Source organism: Actinoalloteichus caeruleus, from assembly GCF_049311605.1.
Taxonomy (GTDB): domain Bacteria; phylum Actinomycetota; class Actinomycetes; order Mycobacteriales; family Pseudonocardiaceae; genus Actinoalloteichus_B; species Actinoalloteichus_B caeruleus.
Window position 1 is genome coordinate 1,019,334 of record NZ_CP186005.1, and the last position, 20,006, is coordinate 1,039,339.

13 protein-coding genes and 3 tRNA genes are annotated in these 20,006 nt (G+C 71.7%); 12 read left to right on the top strand and 4 right to left on the bottom strand.

Features of this window, described 5'->3' with window-relative positions; genetic code table 11:
- Positions 1 to 43 precede the first annotated feature (43 nt).
- From ACOJVX_RS04585 to ACOJVX_RS04600, 4 genes are all read left to right on the top strand, one after another.
- Positions 44 to 3,346, top strand: a complete 3,303-nt coding sequence (locus ACOJVX_RS04585) for a S8 family serine peptidase (RefSeq protein ID WP_418154361.1) — start codon at positions 44 to 46, stop codon at positions 3,344 to 3,346.
- 252 nt (positions 3,347 to 3,598) lie between these two features.
- Positions 3,599 to 4,663 (top strand): 3-isopropylmalate dehydrogenase, encoded by a 1,065-nt coding sequence (locus ACOJVX_RS04590; RefSeq protein ID WP_026417148.1) that lies wholly within the window; start codon positions 3,599 to 3,601, stop codon positions 4,661 to 4,663.
- 627 nt (positions 4,664 to 5,290) lie between these two features.
- Positions 5,291 to 6,958, top strand: coding sequence for a citramalate synthase (gene cimA, locus ACOJVX_RS04595; protein ID WP_026417147.1), 1,668 nt, complete (start codon positions 5,291 to 5,293; stop codon positions 6,956 to 6,958).
- 80 nt (positions 6,959 to 7,038) lie between these two features.
- Positions 7,039 to 7,818, top strand: coding sequence for a fumarylacetoacetate hydrolase family protein (locus ACOJVX_RS04600; RefSeq protein ID WP_026417146.1), 780 nt, complete (start codon positions 7,039 to 7,041; stop codon positions 7,816 to 7,818).
- Here the strand turns inward: ACOJVX_RS04600 and ACOJVX_RS04605 are convergent.
- Positions 7,769 to 9,088 carry an FAD-dependent oxidoreductase gene (locus ACOJVX_RS04605; RefSeq protein ID WP_418154359.1) on the bottom strand — a complete coding sequence of 440 codons (1,320 nt, stop codon included), beginning with the start codon at positions 9,086 to 9,088 and terminating at the stop codon, positions 7,769 to 7,771. The genes ACOJVX_RS04600 and ACOJVX_RS04605 overlap by 50 nt on opposite strands.
- 209 nt (positions 9,089 to 9,297) lie before the next feature.
- On the opposite strand from ACOJVX_RS04605, the gene ACOJVX_RS04610 reads away from it, so the two are divergent.
- The 5 genes from ACOJVX_RS04610 to ACOJVX_RS04630 all read left to right on the top strand — a co-directional run bounded on the left by ACOJVX_RS04610 (position 9,298) and on the right by ACOJVX_RS04630 (position 12,684).
- Positions 9,298 to 10,941 (top strand): glutamate--tRNA ligase, encoded by a 1,644-nt coding sequence (locus ACOJVX_RS04610; protein ID WP_026417144.1) that lies wholly within the window; start codon positions 9,298 to 9,300, stop codon positions 10,939 to 10,941.
- A 122-nt stretch (positions 10,942 to 11,063) separates the two neighbouring features.
- Positions 11,064 to 11,795 (top strand): HAD family hydrolase, encoded by a 732-nt coding sequence (locus ACOJVX_RS04615; protein WP_418154358.1) that lies wholly within the window; start codon positions 11,064 to 11,066, stop codon positions 11,793 to 11,795.
- Between the two features lie 179 nt (positions 11,796 to 11,974).
- A tRNA-Gln gene (locus tag ACOJVX_RS04620) sits at positions 11,975 to 12,046 on the top strand.
- Between the two features lie 46 nt (positions 12,047 to 12,092).
- A tRNA-Glu gene (locus tag ACOJVX_RS04625) sits at positions 12,093 to 12,165 on the top strand.
- Between the two features lie 446 nt (positions 12,166 to 12,611).
- A tRNA-Glu gene (locus ACOJVX_RS04630) sits at positions 12,612 to 12,684 on the top strand.
- A gap of 126 nt (positions 12,685 to 12,810) precedes the next feature.
- On the opposite strand, the gene ACOJVX_RS04635 is transcribed toward ACOJVX_RS04630, so the two are convergent.
- Complete coding sequence (locus tag ACOJVX_RS04635) at positions 12,811 to 13,512, bottom strand: IclR family transcriptional regulator (RefSeq protein ID WP_051313255.1); 702 nt, start codon at positions 13,510 to 13,512, stop codon at positions 12,811 to 12,813.
- 79 nt (positions 13,513 to 13,591) lie between these two features.
- On the opposite strand from ACOJVX_RS04635, the gene leuC reads away from it, so the two are divergent.
- From leuC to ACOJVX_RS04650, 3 genes are all read left to right on the top strand, one after another.
- Positions 13,592 to 15,019, top strand: a complete 1,428-nt coding sequence (gene leuC / locus ACOJVX_RS04640) for a 3-isopropylmalate dehydratase large subunit (protein WP_026417141.1) — start codon at positions 13,592 to 13,594, stop codon at positions 15,017 to 15,019.
- Positions 15,020 to 15,055: 36 nt separating this feature from the next.
- Positions 15,056 to 15,658, top strand: a complete 603-nt coding sequence (gene leuD, locus ACOJVX_RS04645) for a 3-isopropylmalate dehydratase small subunit (RefSeq protein ID WP_026417140.1) — start codon at positions 15,056 to 15,058, stop codon at positions 15,656 to 15,658.
- Positions 15,659 to 15,908: 250 nt separating this feature from the next.
- Complete coding sequence (locus ACOJVX_RS04650) at positions 15,909 to 16,628, top strand: HU family DNA-binding protein (protein WP_026417139.1); 720 nt, start codon at positions 15,909 to 15,911, stop codon at positions 16,626 to 16,628.
- Positions 16,629 to 16,659: 31 nt separating this feature from the next.
- On the opposite strand, the gene ACOJVX_RS04655 is transcribed toward ACOJVX_RS04650, so the two are convergent.
- Together ACOJVX_RS04655 and ACOJVX_RS04660 are read right to left on the bottom strand one after the other, a co-directional pair.
- Complete coding sequence (locus tag ACOJVX_RS04655; protein WP_422647281.1) at positions 16,660 to 17,583, bottom strand: NUDIX hydrolase; 924 nt, start codon at positions 17,581 to 17,583, stop codon at positions 16,660 to 16,662.
- 80 nt (positions 17,584 to 17,663) lie between these two features.
- A complete protein-coding gene (locus ACOJVX_RS04660) occupies positions 17,664 to 20,000 on the bottom strand; it encodes an RNA degradosome polyphosphate kinase (protein ID WP_372492971.1) in 2,337 nt (778 codons plus the stop codon).
- Between the last annotated feature and the right edge of the window lie 6 nt (positions 20,001 to 20,006).

Here is a 20,006-nt window from a genome sequence, read left to right on the forward strand (position 1 = left end):
GCGGGGGGCGCGGTCCGCCGTGGCGCTCACCGCCGTCCTGGCGGTGACCGGCCTGAGTGGAACCGCGGTCGCGCAGGACTCGGTGGAGACCGACCTGCCGCTGGCCGACGGCCTCGCCGCCGCAGCCGGCGGCTCGACGGACACGCCGCTGGACAAGGTGGCGCCCGCCGTGGCCGCCGCGGCCGGCGACATCGCGGTCTTCATCGAGCTGGAGAGCCGGGCCGCCGTCGACGTCTTCGTCGAGCAGCAGCAGGCGGGGGCGGGGGACGACGCGGCGCAGGACGCCGCCGTCCGCGCCAGGACCCGCACCGAGCGCACCGCGGACATCGTGGTGGACGACCTGGCCGCCCGCGACCAGGGCGCCCAGGTGCTCTACACGACCTCGAACGCCGTCCCGGGGGTGGCGGTCACCGCCGACGCCGAGCGGGTTCGCCAGCTCGCCGAACGGGAGGACGTCCGGTCGATCCGGCAGATCACGCCGGAGGAACGCACCAACTCCACCGCCACCGCCCTCACCAACACCGTCAAGGCCTGGCAGAACACCGGGCGCTTCGGTGAGGGCATCCGGATCGGCATCATCGACGACGGCGTGGACTACACCCACGCCATGTTCGGCGGGCCGGGGACCCGCGAGGCCTACGAGGCCGTCGACCGGGACGTCGCCGACCCCGCGTACTACCCCACGGACAAGGTCGTCGGTGGTATCGACCTCGTCGGGGATGACTACGACGCGAGCAGCGCCGATCCGGCGCTGAACACGCCGAAACCGGACGACAACCCGATCTCCTGCGGCCGGCACGGCACCCATGTGGCCGGTAGCGCCGCCGGTTTCGGGGTCAACGCCGACGGGAGCACCTTCGACGGCGACTACTCCGAGCTGACTCCCGAGGCACTCGACGAGATGCGCATCGGACCGGGCACCGCGCCCGAGGCGCTGATCTACTCGATCAAGGTCTTCGGCTGCGCCGGATCGACCGCGGTCACCGCCCAGGCCCTGGACTGGGCGCTGGACCCCGACCAGGACGGCGACTTCGGCGACCGGCTGGACATCGTCAACCTCTCGCTGGGGAGCAACTACGGCGCGCCGGACGACCCCAACAGCCTGTTCGTCCGCAAGCTGAACCAGCACGGCGTCGTCACGGTCTTCTCGGCCGGCAACGGCTCCGACCTCTACGACATCGGTGGCTCGCCCGGGAACACCGCCGAGGCGATCACCGTCGCCAACACGCGTGACTCCTACGTCCTGCGGGACGGCGCGCGCGCCACGGCCCCCGAGTCGGTGGCCGGCGACTACGCGGGCCAGTACAGCCAGGACTACGCCGGTTACGCCGGCCTCGACCTGACCGCGCCGGTCGTGCCGTTGACCACCGAGTCCAACCTCGACGGCTGCCAGCCGTTCTCCGAGGCCGACGCGGCCGAGGTCGCGGGCAAGATCGCCTGGCTGGAGTGGGACGACGACGACAGCACCCGGCGCTGCGGGTCCGCCGGCCGCACGGACAACGCGGAGGCCGCCGGGGCCGCCGGGGCCATCTTCTCCTCCACCGAGGAGCACTTCTCGGCCGGCATCGCCGGTAACGCCGGGATCCCCGTCATCCAGTTCACCGGGACCGCGACCGAGCGGCTGCGGCCGGCGCTGGAGAGCGGCGAGCTGGAGATGCGGTTCGCCGAGGAGCTGCGCACCTCGGTGAAGACCTACGACGAGGCCCTCACCGACACCCCGAGCCCCAGCACCTCGCGGGGGACACGTGGTCCGGTCGTCAAGCCGGACATCGCCGCCCCCGGTGACACCATCGCCTCCGCGCTCTCGGGCAGCGGCGACAAGCCCGCCGTCCTCAGCGGAACGTCGATGGCCGCTCCGCACACCACCGGTGTCGCCGCGATGCTCCGCGAGACCCGTCCGGACTGGACGCCCGAGGAGATCAAGGCCGCGCTGATGAACACCGCCGGCGCGGACATCACCACCGGTGGCGCGGAGGGGACCGTCTACGGGCCCAACCGTGTCGGTTCCGGGCGCATCGACGCGGCCGCCGCCCTGGACAACCAGGTCCTCGCCTACGTCGAGGACGACCCCGGCGCGGTGAGCGTGTCGTTCGGCGTGGTCGAGGTCGCCGGCCCCATCGCGCGGAGCAAGACCGTCAAGATCGAGAACAAGGGCGGCCGGGCCGAGAGCTACGACGTGTCCTACGAGGCCGCCACCGAGATCCCCGGCGTCCGCTACGAGCTGTCCCGCCGCAACGTCACGGTCCCGCCCGGGGGCCAGGTCCGGCTGGACGTGACCCTGAGGATCGACGATCCCTCGGCCCTGACCAGGACCGCCGATCCGACCATCGCCCTGGAGCAGGCCGGCGAGGCCCGCCAGTACGTCTCCGACGCCTCGGGTCGGTTGCTGCTGACTCCCAAGAGCCGCAACGGCGTCGACCTGCGGGTGCCGGTGTACGCGGCGCCGAAGCCGGTCGCCGAGATCCAGGCCTCGTCCTGGGTCCGCGTGCCCGAGGGCGCCGACCAGGGGGTGCTGAACCTGACCGGCACGGGCCTCGACCAGGGTGAGGGCAGCGAGGCCTACCGCTCGCTGGTCACCGCGCTCGAGCTCCACGGGGAGAGCCCTCGGCTCCCCGAGTGCACCGAGGAGGTCGTCGTCGGCTGCACGGTCAACGAGACCGCCAAGGGCGGTGACCTCCGGTACGTGGGCGCGACCTCCACCGCTCCGCTCGCCGTGGCCCAGGGACGGCCGGAGTCGGCGATGCTCGCCTTCGGCATCACGACGTGGAGCAACTGGTACAACGTCGGGAGCAACACGACGCCCTTCGTGGACATCGACGTCGACGGCGACGGGGTGCCGGACTTCGAGACCTACGTGACCAAGTACACCAGCAGCGACGTGCTGGTCGCGGCGACCGTCGACCTCAACGCCCCCAACCACCCGGTGGTCGACGTCCAGCCGGTCAACACGCGGTTCGGTGACGTGGACACCAACGTCTTCGACACCAACGTGCTGGTGCTGCCGGTGTCGCTGGCGGCGTTGGGGATCGACCCCACCGCCGAGGCCGCCCCGCTGTCCTACACGGCGGGGGTCTCCGGGCGGTACGGCCAGTACGAGGCGGGGTCCACCCTGATCGACCTCATCGACGAGCCGATGGCCTTCGACCCGCTCAACCCGGGCCTGTGGGTGCAGGGTGGCGGCGACGCGGCGGTGTCCTACCACGCGAGGCCCGGAACCGCCCTGGTGGTCAACCGGGACGCGGAGGTGGCCGGGGACGCCAGCCTCCTCCTGCTGCACCAGCACAACGCGAGTGGCCAGCGGGCACAGGTCGTGACGGTCGGCAGCACCCCGCCGATCGTGTCCTGATCACCTGACCGAGTGGACGGTCCCCCAGCGGCCGCCACTCTCACCCGGCGGGGGTGCTCGGGTCCGGTCGCGGGCCCGAGCACCCTTGCTGTGTTAACTCGGAAGGGGGATTGTTGGTCGAGTGATCGCCCGCGGCGCGGGAAAGATCACCTCGAACGGGTGTCCGGTATGTGAGTGGCAATTGCCGGGCAGGTAGCCTGCGCGGTGCGAAATGGTCCCGTGAAATGGGATCGCGACCCAGGAGGTGTGTGGATGCGGCTCGCTGTGATCCCAGGCGACGGGATCGGGCCCGAGGTCGTCGCCGAGGCGTTGAAGGTGCTCGGCGAGGTTGTTCCGGATGCCGAGATCGTTCGTTACGATCTCGGGGCGGCGCGCTGGCACTCCACCGGGGAACTGCTACCCGAGTCGGTGCTCACCGAACTGCGGCAGCACGACGCGATCCTGCTCGGCGCGGTCGGCGACCCGTCGGTACCCAGTGGCATCCTCGAGCGCGGCCTGTTGCTGCGCCTCCGCTTCGAGCTCGACCACCACGTCAACCTGCGACCGGCCCGCCTGTACCCGGGCGTGCGGTCGCCGTTGGCGGATCCGTCCGACATCGACATGGTGGTGGTGCGCGAGGGGACGGAGGGACTCTACGCCGGCAACGGCGGGCTCCTGCGCAAGGACACGCCGCACGAGGTGGCCACCGAGGTGAGCATCAACACCTCCTTCGGCGTGGAGCGTGTGGTGCGGGACGCCTTCGCGCGTGCCGCTGGTCGGCCGCGCAAGCACCTCACCCTCGTGCACAAGACCAACGTCCTGACCCACGCCGGTTCGCTGTGGTCCCGGGTGGTGGAGGAGATCTCCCTCCAGCACCCCGAGGTGTCGGTCAGCTACCAGCACGTCGACTCGGTGACCATCCACATGGTGACCGACCCGAGCCGGTACGACGTCATCGTGACGGACAACCTCTTCGGGGACATCCTCACCGACCTCGCGGCGGCGGTCACCGGGGGCATCGGCCTGGCCGCGAGCGGGAACCTCGACGTCACCCGGCGCAACCCCAGCATGTTCGAGCCGGTGCACGGCAGCGCTCCGGACATCGCGGGCCAGGGCGTGGCCGACCCCACCGCCGCGGTGCTCTCGGTCGCGCTGATGCTCGACCACCTCGGCTACCGCGAGTCGGCGAAGCGCATCGAGGCCTCGGTGGCCTTCGACCTCGCCACCCGCGACCACGCGTCCCCCGGTGCCACCTACGCCATCGGTGACCGGTTGGCCGCGCTGGTCTCGTCCAACGACCGGGTCTCGCGCTCGGTCGAGCTGCCGCCGAGCGCGTGATCGGCGGGTCCGTCCCCGGCGCCGCCGGGGACGGACCGCGCCCCGGCGGTGATGCCGGGGCTGGTCGTCGCCGGCCCCACGCCACGCCACCCGGCTCGTCCGACGTGACCACCATGACCGGATCACCGCGTTCGGCACCCCGGCGGCGTCCCCGGGAATCCCCGTCGTGGCGACCAGCCCGACCGCCCGTCGTCGACCACGGCCAACCCGCTCACGCCGGCCAGCCGCGGAGCCGGACCGACACCCGCCCGTCGAGCGAGCAGCTCCGTTCGAGGTGGCCGCCGGCCGGCGGCCCCGGTGGTTCTCGTCCCGTGGGCGCGCGGGCACCGGACGCGTTCGCCCGCCGAGAGAGGCACCCCCGCCACCTCCGCCGGGACCGACGCGACCGCCTCCCGGATACTGGGAACTCGTGACCCCCATGTGGACCCCGAGCACTCCGTGTGACATCATGCTCCGCATGTCTCACCGCAGCGTGATCATTATTCCCCGGCGCGCCGAGTAAGTGCTTGCACAAGCACCTCGGCGCGCAGACCTCTCGCATTCCGGCGAGGGGTCTTTTGTTTTTCCCGGCCCTGACCGCAGCAGAACCCGAACCGCGATCCCTGATGAGCACGGCAGGAGTTCCCCGTGACCCGCTTCGCCCCGGCAGCAACGCCCCTCGGTGACTCGTTCCACGTCTACGACACGACGCTGCGTGACGGCGCGCAGCGCGAGGGCATCTCCTACTCGGTGAACGACAAACTGGCGGTCGCTCGCCTGCTGGACTCGCTCGGAGTGGGCTTCATCGAGGGCGGCTGGCCGGGCGCCCTCCCCAAGGACACCGAGTTCTTCGCCAGGGCGGCCTCGGGCGAACTGCCGCTGCGGCACGCGGTGCTCGTCGCCTTCGGGGCCACCCGGCGCCCCGGGGTGCCGGTCGCGGAGGACCAGCAGGTCGCCGCGTTGCTCGACGCGCGGACGCCGGTGGTCACCCTCGTGGCCAAGGCCGACCGCCGCCACATCGAACGGGCGCTGCGCACGGATGTCGCCGAGAACGAGGCGATGGTCGCCGACACGGTGCGGCACCTGGTCTCCGAGGGCCGGCGGGTCTTCGTGGACGCCGAGCACTTCTTCGACGGCTACGCCCACGACCCCGACTGCGCCCTCGGCGTGCTCACCGCCGCCGTGGAGGCCGGCGCGGACGTGGCGGTGCTCTGCGACACCAACGGCGGCTGGCTGCCCGGTCGGATCGGGGAGGCGGTGGCCGAGGTGGTGGACCGCACCGGGTTCCGGGTCGGCATCCACTGCCAGGACGACACCTCCTGCGCGGTGGCCAACTCGCTGGCCGCCGTCCGGTCCGGCGCCAGCCACGTGCAGTGCACGGCGAACGGCTACGGGGAACGCGCCGGCAACGCGGACCTCTTCGCCGTCCTCGGCAACCTCGTCACCAAGATGGACGTCCCCGCCCTGCCCCCGGGCCGGCTGGCGGAGCTGTCCAGGGTCTCGCACGCCATCGCCGAGATCGCCAACCTCGTGCCCGACACCCACCAGGCCTACGTCGGGTCCTCGGCCTTCGCCCACAAGGCGGGGCTGCACGCGAGCGCGATCAAGGTGGATCCCGAGCTGTACAACCACCTCGACCCCGAGGTGGTCGGCAACCGGATGCGGGTCCTGGTCACGGAGATGGCCGGCCGGTCCAGCATCGAACTCAAGGGACGCGAGTTCGGGCTGTCGCTGGCCGGCCGCTCCGACGCGGTGGGGCGCACCGTGCGCCGGGTCAAGGAGCTGGAGGCCAGGGGCTGGTCCTTCGAGTCGGCCGACGCCTCGCTCGAACTGCTGCTCCGGGGCGAACTGGACCGGGACCAGCACGAGGAGCTGGCCGGCGGCGCCGAGCACGCCACTGCCCCGCTGGAACAGCCGTTCCGCCTCGAGTCCTACCGGGTCGTCCTCGACCACCACTCGGACGGGACCGTGGTGGCCGAGGCGACGGTGCGCATGCACGTCGAGGGCGAGCGGGTGATCGCGACCGCCGAGGGCACCGGCCCGGTCCAGGCGCTCGACGCCGCGCTCCGCAAGGCACTCGCCGGCCGACTGCCCTGGGTGGACGAGGTGGAACTCGTGGACTACAAGGTCCGCATCCTCACCGAGGACGCGGTCGCCGAGGGGGGCGCCGGCGCCGTCACCAGGGTGTTGGTGAACTCCACCGACGGCGAGCGGGAGTGGACGACGGTCGGGGTGCACGGGAACATCGTCGAGGCCAGCTGGCTCGCGCTGTGCGACGCGCTCGTCTACCGGTCGACGCGCCAGCCGGTGGGCTAGACGTGGCGGCCGTGGGCGGCGCCGGCGCGCTGTCCTACGGTGTGCAGGTCGTGCCAGCACTTGGAACAGGAGGACGACACGTGCGTTTGGGGCGGATCGCTCATCCCGAGGGGACCGGGTTTCCCTTCGTCGCAATCCAGCGGAACGACGAAGGCGACGAGGTCGCGGCCGAGATCAGGGAGCACCCCTTCGGCACGCCCGACTTCACCGGCCGGCAGTGGCCGCTCGCCGACGTTCGCCTGCTCGCGCCCATCCTGCCGAGCAAGGTGGTGTGCATCGGGAAGAACTACGCCGAGCACGCCAGGGAGATGGGGGGCGAGCCCCCGGCCGACCCGGTGATGTTCCTCAAGCCGTCCACCTCCGTCGTCGGCCCCGCGCTGCCGATCCGGCTGCCAGCCGACTCGACGCACGTCGACTTCGAGGGCGAGCTCGCCGTCGTCATCGGGCAGCCGTGCCGTGACGTCCCCCGAGCGAAGGCGAAGGACGTCATCCTCGGCTACACCGTGGCCAACGACGTCACCGCGCGGGACCAGCAGCGGGCGGACGGGCAGTGGACGCGGGGCAAGGGGCACGACACCTTCTGCCCGCTGGGCCCGTGGATCGAGACGGAGATCGACCCCTCCGACCTCGCCGTCCGGACCGAGCTCGACGGCGAGCTGCGCCAGGACGGCCGCACCTCGCAGCTGCTGCACGACGTTCCGGCGCTCGTCGAGTGGGTGTCCCGCGTGATGACGCTGCTGCCGGGCGACGTGATCCTCACCGGAACGCCGGCCGGGGTCGGTCAGATCCGAGATGGGCAGTCGGTGTCGATCACCGTCGAGGGAATCGGAACACTGACCAACCCGGTCGTCTCCCGTTGACGGGTCTGGTGGCCGTTCGGTCCACCGCCCCGTCCCGCCGCGCGGGTGATCTGCGGGCGAACGGTGGCGCGTGTTCCGGCACGAGGCCGACGGCCACCAGGTAGGCGGGGACGGCCCGCAACAGGGGGAACCGGCGGAGCGCCCTCACCAGGAGCGGCGGGGGTGTCGAGGGGGCGCGGGGGTCGCTGTCCAGCGCGTCCTGGAGGAACCCGGCGTGCAGCGTCCGTTGCATGCCCTGGGTCACCGCCGTGGGCAACCACCGACGGCGTCGGACCCTGCGGAGGTCGGCGGTGCGCGGCCGCCCGGTCAGCAGGGGGGCGGCCAGGTACCGCGCGGCGGCCACCGCGTCCTGGACTGCGAGGTTGATGCCGACCCCGCCCACCGGCGACATGGCGTGCGCCGCGTCCCCGATGAAGAGCACGCCGGGCGCCTCCCAGGTGCGCAGCCGGTCCAGGCGGACCGACAACAGCCGCACCTCCTCCAGCGACGTCAGCGAGTCCATCCGGTCGCCGAGCCAGGGCAGCAGATCGCTCACCCGTCCTCGGAAGGCCGGCAGCCCCTCCGCGAGGACGCGGTCGTGCTCGCCCTTGCGGATGAGGAACGCGCACTGGAAGTAGTCGCCCCGGTCGATCAGGACCATCGCGCGGCCCCGCCCGAACCGACCGGTCGCTCCCTCGACGTCGCCGGGTCGTCGGGGGAGCCGGAACCACAGCACGTCGAGGGGGACACCGAAGGAACGGGCCCGGAGGCCGGCCTGCTCGCGGAGGCGGGAGTCCCGCCCGTCGCAGCCCACCACGAGCCGGGCCGCGATCTCCCGCACCCGACCGTCCGCCTCCCGCACCCGCACTCCGGTGACCTGCCGGCCCCGTCGGACCAGGCCGACGGCCTCGGTGCTCATCCGCAGCTCGAACGTGGGCTCCCGAGAGGCCGAGGCGGCCAGCATGTCGAGGAAGTCCCACTGCGGCACGAAGGCGATGTGCTTGTGCGGCCCCGGCAGCCGGCGCAGGTCCGCCAGCACGACGGGACCCGAGTCGGTCAGGAGCTGGAAGCGTTCGACCAACCGGTGGGGCACCGCCTCGAACGCGGGTCCGAGACCGAGTTCGTCCAGCAGCCGGAGGGTCGAGGCGTGCACGGTGTCGCCCCGGAAGTCGCGGAGGAAGTCGCCGTGCTTCTCCACGACGGTGACCTCCACGCCCGCCCGGGCCAGGAGCAGCCCGAGCACCATCCCCGCCGGCCCGCCGCCGATCACCACGCAGTCCGTGGTCCGCATCCGGCCCCCCGCCTCCGCCGCCCCTCGGACCTACCAGTGTCCTGAGCGGTCGCGAGGACCGTCAATTCATCGTCGGATGGGTAGCCAGCCCATCCCACCGGTCGGGGCGGGGTCGCGGGGCGGGACCGCGCGAGCGTCCGCCCGTCCCACCAGCGGAGTTGATAGCCTCACGTGTCCGTTCCGCAGGTGTGTGTTGGAGATCTCCGCTGATGCTCGATCGAGCCACCGTCGACGCGTTGTTCCCGTCCGATCTGCCCGAGCCGGAGCACTGGGAGCGGCGCTACCCGCCCCGTGCCCTCCCGGAGGGGGCCAAGGTCACCCGGATCGGTCCCTCGCCCACGGGTTTCATGCACATCGGCGGCGTGTACGTCGGCATCATCGACAGTGACGTCGCCCAGCACAGCGGGGGGACCTACCTGGTGCGGGTGGAGGACACCGACCAGTCCCGGGAGGTCGCCGGGGCGGTCGAGCAGTTCGACCGCGCCTTCGAGTACTTCGCCATCCAGCCCGACGAGGCCGGTGACTCGGGCGCCTACGGCCCCTACCACCAGTCCCAGCGCTCGGAGATCTACCTCACCTACGTGCGGGAGATGCTCCGCCGGGGCCGCGCCTACCCGTGCTTCGCCACGAAGGACGAACTCGCCGAGATCACCTCGGCCCAGCAGGCGGCGAAGCTCCCCACCGGGTACTACGGGCGGTGGGCGATCTGGCGGGACGCCGACCCGGCCGAGGTCCAGGCCAAGCTCGACGCCGGTGAGCCGTACGTGGTGCGGTTCCGCGCCGAGGCCGGCCCCCAGGACCGGGTCCACTACACCGACGCCATCCGCGGTGAGCTCGAACACGAGGCCAACAGGAACGACGCGGTCATCCTCAAGTCCTCGGACCAGCCCCTCCGGCTGCCGACCTACCACTTCGCGCACGCGGTGGACGACCACCTGATGCGGGTCAACCTCGTCATCCGCGGCGAGGAGTGGATCTCCTCGGTGCCACTGCACCTCCAGCTCTTCGAGGCCCTCGGTTTCGACCAGGTCGAGTACGCCCACATCGCTCCCCTGATGAAGCAGCAGGGGGGGAGCAGGCGGAAGCTGTCCAAGCGCAAGGACCCGGAGGCGTCTGTCGACTTCTACGTCGAGGCCGGGTACCCGTCCGAAGCGGTCCGCTACTACCTGCGCGGACTCGCCAACGGGCGCCTCGCGGAGCTGCCGCTGGAGCAGGCGCTGGCCGAGCCCATCAGGCTGGCCGAGTGCGGGGTCGCCGGCCCGCTGGTGGACCTCGTCAAACTGGAGGACATCAGCGCGGACCACATCGCGACGTTGTCCGGCGAGACCATCGTCGAGGCGGTGTCGGCGTGGGCCGCCACCCACGACCCCGACCTGGTCGCGGTGCTCGACGCTGACCGGGACCTCGCGCTGCGGGCGCTCTCCGTCGAGCGGGACGGCGTGGAGAACCCGCGCAAGGACCTCCGCAAGTGGTCGGACTTCCGCCCCGTGTACGGCTTCTTCTTCCCCCAGCTGTTCGCGGTGGTGGACGACCCGGCCGACGAGCGCCTCGGCGGCCTCGACCCCGAACTGGTGCGCACGCTGGCGGCCGACTTCGCGGACGGATACCAGCCCCTTGAGGATCCCCAGGAGTGGTTCGGGCAGATCAGGGAGCTGGCCGCCCGGCACGGCTTCGCGAGGAACGCCAAGGAGTTCAAGAAGGACCCGGACGCCTACCCCGGCTCGATCAGGGAAGCCTCCCAGCTGGTGCGGGTCGCGCTGACCGGGTCCACCAGGAGCCCGGACCTGGCCTCGGTGGCCCGTGCGCTCGGGTCGGACGAGGTGTTGCGGCGGGTCCGCGCCCTCGCCGCGTGAACCACCCCGTGACCGGCCGGAAGGCCGGTCACGGGCGGTGATTCCCTGGATCGATGCAGGTCGGGGCCAAATCACTCCGCTGGGGGGCATTCGCACGCTGCGCCAGTACCTAGTCTCACGGGGTGACATCCGCGCTTGCGACTTCCTCGGGCACTCGGCTGCACCGCGTTCGGGCGGTCTGCCTCGACATCGATGACACCCTGGTCGACTACTGCACGTCCGCGCGGACCGGTCTGGTCGAACTGCTGGGCGACGACCAGTCCTGGCCCATGTGGCAACGAACCTCGGAACGGCACCACGCCAGGTACGCCGCCGGCGAGGTGGACTTCGACACGATGCGCCGTCAGCGCACCCGCGCCTTCCTGACCGACCTGGGGCGCCAGGTCGACGAGGAGGAGGCCGCGGCATGGGAGCAGCGGCGCCTCACCGCCACGGAACGCACCTGGACCCTCTTCGACGACGCGGTGCCGTGCCTGCGCTGGTTGCGGAGCGCGGGTCTGCGGGTGGCCGCCATCACCAACGCAGCTGGGGCGTACCAGCGCCGCAAACTCGCGGCGGTGGGTCTCGGCGACGCCTTCGACCGCCTGGTGATCTCCGGTGAGCTGGGAGTGGCCAAGCCCGACCCCCTCATCTTCCACACCGCCTGCGCCGAGCTCGGGGTCCGACCGGAGGAGGCGGTGCACGTCGGGGACAAGGTGACGCTCGACGCCCTCGGGGCGCGCGACGCCGGTCTGCACGGGGTGTGGCTGGACCGGCGTTCCCTGGGCGACCCGGTGCCGTCGGGCATCTCGGTGATCTCCGGGTTGGCCGAGCTGCCCGACCTGCTGTTTCGGCTCGGAACCCCGGCCTCCTGACGGCACCTTCCCCGCTTGGGGGGACCCGGTTCTCGTTCGCTCTGGCGGGTGGTCTAATATCTTCACCAACGGCAGGGTGAGTCCCCCGGTGAGAGTCGAGAGAGTCTGACCGGAAGAAGCTCCGAACGTTTTGGTATGCTGAGGCAGGCCGGAGTTCGAAGCAATTGTCCTCCGGGCAATGGGGTATGGTGTAATCGGCAGCACGACAGGTTCTGGCCCTGTTAGTCTAGGTTCGAGTCCTGGTACCCCAGCGGAGAGAGTTCCACGCGATACCGTGTGGATCGCTCTCGGTTCTACGGCCCCGTCGTCTAGCGGCCTAGGACGCCGCCCTCTCAAGGCGGTAGCGCGGGTTCAAATCCCGTCGGGGCTACGGTGATGACCGGGGATTCCGTTTTCGGAATCCCCGGTTTTTCGTCGTTTCCCTCCGCTTCGCCGCGCGACGCACGCCGCCGGTACGACGATTTCCCGATCGCTATTCGTCGATCGGCTCGCCAGGAGAGGACGTGACGGCCCGCGACGGCGTCGTGCGGCCGAACGCCCTCACCCGTTCCCCGCTCTCGCGGGTGTGGTCCGCCACTCGTCGCGCGGGTGCGGGGCTCCGGCCGGACCGTGGGCGGACCGGCTCACTGGTCGACCTCCCCCGCCGCACCGTTGGCCCGCCGGACGTACCCCGGCCCGCGCTGCCGAGCTGGTGATCCCCGTGCGAGGACCACTCCCGATCCGGACCGGTCCCCGCGCCCCTTCCCCGGTCGCGGCGAGCCGAGGGGGCCGGTGTGGGGCGGAGGAACCGCTCTGTTAGGCTTCCACCTGGTTCGAGGCCCCGTCGTCTAGCGGCCTAGGACGCCGCCCTCTCAAGGCGGTAGCGCGGGTTCAAATCCCGTCGGGGCTACAGGACGAAGGACCCGGGACTCCGTGACGGAGCCCCGGGTTTTTCGCCGTTCGGGGAGGTCCCGCCGGTCTCCGGCGTCCGCCCTGCGCGCAACCGGGACCTCGTCCGCGCCCTTCCCCGGTCGCCTCAAAGCTTCACGTGCAGGGCCTCGGCCGCCCCGAGGAGGTCGGCGGCCCACCGTGCGCCGGGTTTGCGCCCGATCCGTTCCACCGGGCCGGACACCGAGATGGCCGCGGTCACCACGCCGTTGGCGTCCCGGACGGGAGCGGAGACGCTCGCCACCCCCGCCTCGCGTTCGGCGATGCTCTGGGCCCACCCGCGACGTCTCACCTCCAGGAGCGTGCGCTCGCCGAAGACCGCGTCGACGAGGATGGCCCGCTGGGTTCCGGGGTCGGACCACGCCGCCAGGACCTTCGCTCCCGAGCCGGCGGTCATCGGTAGCCGGCTGCCGACCGGAACGGTGTCGCGGAGCCCGCTGGGCGGTTCGGCGGTCGCGATGCAGATCCGCTGCATCCCGTCGCGCCGGTACAACTGCACGCTCTCGCCGGTGATGTCCCGAAGCCTGGGAAGTACCGTGGCGGAGGCCTCGATGAGCGGGTCGCTGGTCGCCCCGGCCAGTTCCGTGAGCGCCGCTCCCGGCCGCCAGCGGCCGTCCGCTCCCCGCCGGAGGAGGCGGTGCACCTCCAGGCCCACCGCCAGGCGGTGCGCGGTGGCCCTGGGCAGGCCCGTCCTGGTGCAGAGTTCCGCGAGCCCGCACGGATCCTGGGCGACCGCCCTCAGGACGGCCACCGCCTTGTCAAGCACGCCGATGCCGCTATGCTGTCCCACGTCCCGATACTAATATCTCGTCATCTGGGATGTCCAGATGTTGGGATCACCACGTCGACATCTCGTGCTGGGAGGAGCAATGGGCCGCACGCTCGCGGAGAAGGTCTGGGACGCCCATGTGGTGCGTCGGGGGAGCGGTGACGAGCCAGACCTCCTCTACATCGACCTCCACCTGGTGCACGAGGTCACCAGCCCCCAGGCCTTCGACGGTCTTCGGCTGGCCGGTCGGCCGGTGCGCCGACCCGACCTGACCATCGCCACGGAGGACCACAACGTCCCCACGACCGGGATCGACCTGCCCATCGCGGACCCGGTGTCCCGCACCCAGGTGGACACCCTGCGCCGGAACTGCGCCGAGTTCGGGGTTCGCCTGCACCCGATGGGCGACGTCGACCAGGGGATCGTGCACGTCGTGGGGCCGCAGCTCGGGTTGACCCAGCCCGGGATGACCGTGGTGTGCGGGGACAGCCACACCTCGACCCACGGTGCGTTCGGGTCCATCGCCTTCGGTATCGGCACCTCCGAGGTGGAACACGTCCTCGCGACGCAGACGCTGCCGCTGAAGCCGTTCAGGACGATGGCGGTCAACGTGGAGGGAACGCTCCGGCCCGGAGTGACGAGCAAGGACATCATCCTCGCCGTCATCGCCAGGATCGGAACGGGCGGCGGGCAGGGCTACATCCTGGAGTACCGGGGAAGCGCCATCGAGGCGCTGTCCATGGAGGCCAGGATGACCGTCTGCAACATGTCGATCGAGGCGGGCGCGCGGGCGGGCATGATCGCCCCGGACGCCACCACCTTCGAGTACCTCAGGGGGCGGCCGCACGCGCCCACCGGAGCGGACTGGGACGCGGCGGTCGAGTACTGGAGCGGGCTGCGGACCGACCCGGACGCCGAGTTCGACGCCGAGGTGACCATCGACGCCGACGCCCTCACCCCTTTCGTCACCTGGGGCACCAATCCCGGGCAGGGCCTCCCGCTGGGCGAGCGGGTGCCAGACCCCGCCGGCATCGCGGACGAGAACGAGCGCTTCGCGGCGGAGAAGGCCCTCAGCTACATGGACCTCACGCCGGGCACCCCGCTCCGGGAGGTCGCGGTGGACACCGTCTTCCTCGGCTCCTGCACCAACGGCCGGATCGAGGACCTCCGCGCCGCCGCGGAGGTGCTGCGGGGCAGGAAGGTCGCGGGTGGGGTGCGCATGCTCGTCGTACCCGGTTCCATGCGGGTGCGGGGCCAGGCCGAGGCGGAGGGACTGCACGAGGTGTTCCTGGAGGCGGGGGCCGAGTGGCGGTCCGCCGGGTGCTCGATGTGCCTGGGGATGAACCCGGACCAGTTGGCCCCCGGTGAGCGCAGCGCCTCGACGTCCAACCGGAACTTCGAGGGCCGCCAGGGCAAGGGCGGTCGCACCCACCTGGTGTCACCCCTGGTCGCCGCCGCGACCGCGGTGCGGGGAACGCTGTCCTCGCCGGAGGACCTGCCGGCAGCCGACCTGGCCGCGGCGAGCTGAGCGCACCCGACCACTTCCCAGGAGAGGTGACCGAACATGGAAGCATTCACCACGCACACCGGGGTCGGCGTGCCGCTGCGCCGTTCCAACGTCGACACCGACCAGATCATCCCCGCCGTCTACCTGAAGCGGGTGACCCGCACCGGATTCGCTGACGGCCTCTTCGCCGCCTGGCGGTCCGACGAGGGGTTCGTCCTCAACGACCCGAGGTTCTCCGCCGGGAGCGTCCTCGTGGCGGGCCCCGACTTCGGCACGGGTTCCTCCCGGGAGCACGCCGTCTGGGCGCTGGGGGACTACGGGTTCCGGGTCGTCATCTCCAGCCGTTTCGCCGACATCTTCCGGGGCAACGCCGGAAAGCAGGGCCTGCTGGCGGCCCAGTGCGCCCAGTCGGACGTGGAACTGCTCTGGAAGCTGCTGGAGCAGGAGCCGGGGACGGAGGTGACCGTGGACCTGCGGGAGCGGACCGTCACCGCCGGGGAACTCGTGCTGCCGTTCACCATCGACGACTACACGAGGTGGCGGCTGCTGGAAGGTCTCGACGACATCGCGCTGACCCTGCGCGAGGTCGGCACGATCGACACTTTCGAGGGGAGTCGGCCCGGCTGGCTGCCGACCACCACCCCCGTCGCCGGTTCCTGAGGGCCTGGCGCCGGTTCTCGTTGTGCCGCAACGGGAACCGGCGTCCACCGGGCGTCCCGATCACGGCCGAGGCGAGGCGGAACTCCCCGCTGCCAGGGCCAACTCCCGCCCCGATGACCGCGGTTTTCCCCTGTCGCAGAATGGCGACCCCCGCGACCTCGGCTTACCGTGGCGCAGGTGCCTGTCCTGACAGGCACAGAATCGGCGCATCGCCGAGGGCGCTGTGTTTGTCTCGGGAGAGGGACTGAAGATGAACAAGGCCGAACTCATCGACGCACTCGCCGAGCGTATCGGCGACCGCAAGACCGCCACCGCGGCGGTCGACGGAGTCCTCGACCTCATCGTCCGCCGCGTGCAGAAGGGCGAGAAGGTCAACATCTCCGGTTTCGGGGTCTTCGAGAAGCGGGCCAGGGCGGCACGCACCGCCCGCAACCCCCGGACCGGGGAGGCGGTGCGCGTGAAGCGCACCAACGTTCCCGCGTTCCGGCCCGGCACCAACTTCCGGGAGGTCGTGGGCGGGCAGCGGAAACTGCCCAGGGTGCCCGCCGCCAGGGCGACCACGACCACCACGACCACCACGGGCCGGGGCCGTGGTGGGACCACCCCCACGAAGACCACGGGAACCGGCAAGACCGGGCCCGGGCGGACGAGCACCGGCCGCTCCACGGCCACGAAGTCCACCACCAGCCGGCAGACGACGGGGCGAACCGGGACGACCAGGACCAGCGGTTCGAGCCGGTCCACCACGTCGACCACGGGGCGCAAGACGAGCACCGGTACCCGGTCCAGCGTGCCCCAGCCCCGCTCGTCCTCCACGAAGAGCGGCAGCGGACGTTCCGGTTCGTCCGGCACCACCCGGAGCACGTCGACGTCGACGAGGAGCACGTCGGGCAGCCGGTCCACCTCCGGGGGCACCAAGTCCCGCACGGGGGGTTCCAGCCGGCGCACCACCTCGCGCAGCGGCGGCTGAGCGTTCGGCGCCCTCGCGGCCGGTCGGCCCGTCACCAGCCCCTCGGGTTGGAGATGTAGTCGGCCGCCACCAGCACCGGCCGCGAGGGCAGGAACGACAACACCCAGGTGCTCGCCTTGCGGCTGCGCGGGGCCTGGAGTTCCACCCCGCCGTCGGCCGCCAGCCGGGACAGCAGGCTGGGAATCGCCCCGCCCTGGCTGCACACCACCACGGTCTCCGGCAGCCCGACCAACGCCAACAGGCGGTCCTCGGCCGCAGCCGGCTCCCGAGCGAACGCCTCCTCGGTCAGCGCGGGTTCCGCGACCACCGCCGCGCCCAGCGCCCTCGCCACCGGCGACACCGTGTCGAGGCACCGCGTCATCGGTGCCGAGTGCACCCGGGTCGGCCCGAACACCGGCAACAGGTCCGCCAGCGCCTCGGCCTGTTTCCGGCCACGTCCGCTGAGCGGCCGGAACTCGTCGGCGCCCGCCCACTCCTCCCGGCTCCCCGCCCTGGCGTGCCGGACCAGCAGCACCGTCCGCAGGTCTGGTGGCGCGGCGGCGAAGCGGTCCAGCACCTGCCGGTCGGCCTCCCTGGTCAGGACGGCCCTCGCCTCGTGGACGGGAAGCCACCGCAGGTCGTCGACCTCGTCCCCCGGCCTGAAGTCCCCACCGAGGGCGTGGGCGCTGAAGTACTCGACCACCTTGCGCCCCGCGCCGTCCGGCGAGAGGACCCGGTAGCGGACCGAGCCGAGCGACCTGCCCAGGGCGACCGCCATACCCGTCTCCTCGGCGACCTCCCGGACGGCGGTGGCCTGCCGGGTCTCGCGGGGGTTCCGCTTCCCCTTGGGCAACGACCAGTCGTCGTAGCGGGAGCGGTGCACCACGGCGACCTCCGCCCCGTGCCCGGTCGACCGCCAGCGCCACACCACCGCGCCGGCCGCCCGCACCGTTCGCGTATCCCTGCTGCTCGCCACTGCCCCTACCAGCCCGTGTGCGCCAACCCGTCCGGCGCGCTCCTCCGCGCCGACGAGAACCTACCTGGGGAGCGCGCGTCTCACCCGGTGGCCTGGTACCGGCGCAGCAGTTCGTACTGGTGGTCCCGGACCCGCTCGCCCTCGGTGGGTGAGGGGTCCCACTCCCCGTCCGGCCCCAGCACCCAGCAGCGGACGGACGGGTGCAACGCCGAACGCATGACCGAGTCGAGTTGGTCGACGAGGTCCGGGTCGGTGATGCGCACCTGGATCTCGATCCGCCGGTCCAGGTTGCGGTGCATCATGTCCGCGCTGCCGATCCAGCGCTCACCCGCGCCCACGAAGTGGTAGATGCGGGAGTGCTCCAGGAACCGGCCCAGGATGGATCGGACGTGGATCCGGTCGGACAACCCGGGGATCCCCGGCCGGAGCGCGCAGATGCCGCGCACCACGACCTCCACCGGGACGCCCGCCTGGGACGCGCGGTACAGGGCATCGATGACCTGCTCGTCCACCAGGGCGTTCACCTTGATGCGGACTCCGCTGAGCTCACCGGCCCTGGCCCGCTCGATCTCCCCGTCGATTCGTTCGATGATGCCGCGCCGGACACCGTGCGGCGCGACCAGGATGCTGCGGTAGGCGGTCTGGCTGGCGTAGCCGGTGAGGGAGTTGAACAGGTCCGTGAGGTCGGCGCCGAGGTCGGGTTCCGAGGTGAGCAGCCCGATGTCCTCGTAGGTCCTCGCCGTCTTCGGGTTGTAGTTCCCGGTGCCGATGTGGCAGTACCGGCGGATCGTGGTGCCCTCCTGCCGCACCACCAACGCCACCTTGCAGTGGGTCTTCAGGCCGACGAGCCCGTACACCACGTGCACCCCGGCCCGCTCCAACGCCCGGGCCCACCGGATGTTGGCCTGTTCGTCGAAGCGCGCCTTGATCTCGACCAGCGCCACGACCTGCTTGCCCGCCTCGGCCGCGTCGATCAGGGCGTCGACGATCGGGGAGTCGCCCGAGGTGCGGTACAGCGTCTGCTTGATCGCCAGCACCTTCGGGTCGGCCGCGGCCTGTTCGACGAAGCGCTGCACGCTCGTCGAGAACGACTCGTAGGGGTGGTGCACCAGGATGTCCCGGCGGCGCAGCATCGCGAAGACGTCCTTGGGCGTCTCACCCTCGCCGAAGGCGGGGTTGGTCGCGGGGACGAAGGGGCGGTCCTTGAGCTGGGGGAGGTCGACCCGGTGGAGCAACGACAGGCAGGACAGGTCGAGCGGCCCCGGGACCCGGACGACGTCGTTCGGGTCGACGTCCAGTTCGCGCAGCAGCAGCTCCAGGGTGTGCGGGCTCATGGCGTCGGAGACCTCCAGCCGCACCGGCGGTCCGAACCGGCGACGGGCGAGTTCCCGTTCCAGGGCCTGGAGGAGGTCCTCGTCGCGGTCCTCCTCCACCTCCAGGTCGGCGTTGCGGGTCACCCGGAACACGTGGTGCTCCATCACCTCCATGCCGGCGAAGAGCCGGTCGAGGTGAGCGGCGATCAGCTCCTCCAGCGGGAGGAAGGTGATCGCGGTCGTCTCGCCGCTGGGCTGCACCTGGATCAGCCGGGGCACGTTGTTCGGCACCTTGACCCGGGCGAAGCGGGGAGCGCCGCTGGAGGAGTCCCGGACGATGACGGCGAGGTTCAGCGACAGCCCGGAGATGTAGGGGAACGGGTGGGCGGGGTCGACCGCGAGGGGCGTCAGCACCGGGAACACCTGCTCGCCGAAGTAGATCGACATGAGGTGCTGCTCGGCCCTGCTGAGGTCGCTCCACCGGACGATGCGCAACCCGTGGGTCTCCAACGCGGGGCGGATGTCGTCGAGGAAGGCGTTGGCGTGCTGCTCGGCCAGTTCCTGCGTCCGGGCGGAGATCCTGGCGAGCTGTTCGCGGGGCGACAGCCCGTCGGAGCTGCGGACGGAGAGCCCCGTCTCGTCGCGGCGTTTCAGGCCGGCGACCCGCACCATGTAGAACTCGTCGAGGTTCTCGGCGAAGATCGCCAGGAACTTCGCGCGTTCCAGCAGCGGCTGGGAGTCGTCCTCGGCCAGCGCCAGCACTCGCGCGTTGAAGTCGAGCCAGGACAGCTCCCGGTTCAGGTAGCGGTCCTCCGGCAGCCCGGTCGAGGTCGGCTCGGTCGGGGTCGCCGCGGGGGGAGCCGGGGGGAAGGCGCGACCGGAGTGGCCGCCGTGGGAGATCGCGGCGCTCTGGGCGTCACCGGCGGGACGCGGTCGCTCCGCTCCGGCGGCGACGGGGCGTGGCGCGACCACCGCCGCCAGGTCGGCCCCCGGAGCCGGGGAACCCGATGGACCGGTCCGCTCCGACCGCCCCTCGGCGCCCGCGCCGATGTCCGTCCGCTCGTCCGCCCGATCCCGTCGACCCGTCCCACGCTCCGCTTCCACGAGTCC

Bases quoted from the DNA above. Each gene is read 5' to 3' on its own strand.
- ACOJVX_RS04590 (WP_026417148.1), top strand. From the start codon at position 3,599: ATGCGGCTCGCTGTGATCCCAGGCGACGGGATCGGGCCCGAGGTCGTC.
- ACOJVX_RS04605 (WP_418154359.1), bottom strand. From the start codon at position 9,088: ATGCGGACCACGGACTGCGTGGTGATCGGCGGCGGGCCGGCGGGGATG.
- ACOJVX_RS04610 (WP_026417144.1), top strand. From the start codon at position 9,298: ATGCTCGATCGAGCCACCGTCGACGCGTTGTTCCCGTCCGATCTGCCC.
- leuC (WP_026417141.1), top strand. From the start codon at position 13,592: ATGGGCCGCACGCTCGCGGAGAAGGTCTGGGACGCCCATGTGGTGCGT.
- leuD (WP_026417140.1), top strand. From the start codon at position 15,056: ATGGAAGCATTCACCACGCACACCGGGGTCGGCGTGCCGCTGCGCCGT.
- ACOJVX_RS04650 (WP_026417139.1), top strand. From the start codon at position 15,909: ATGAACAAGGCCGAACTCATCGACGCACTCGCCGAGCGTATCGGCGAC.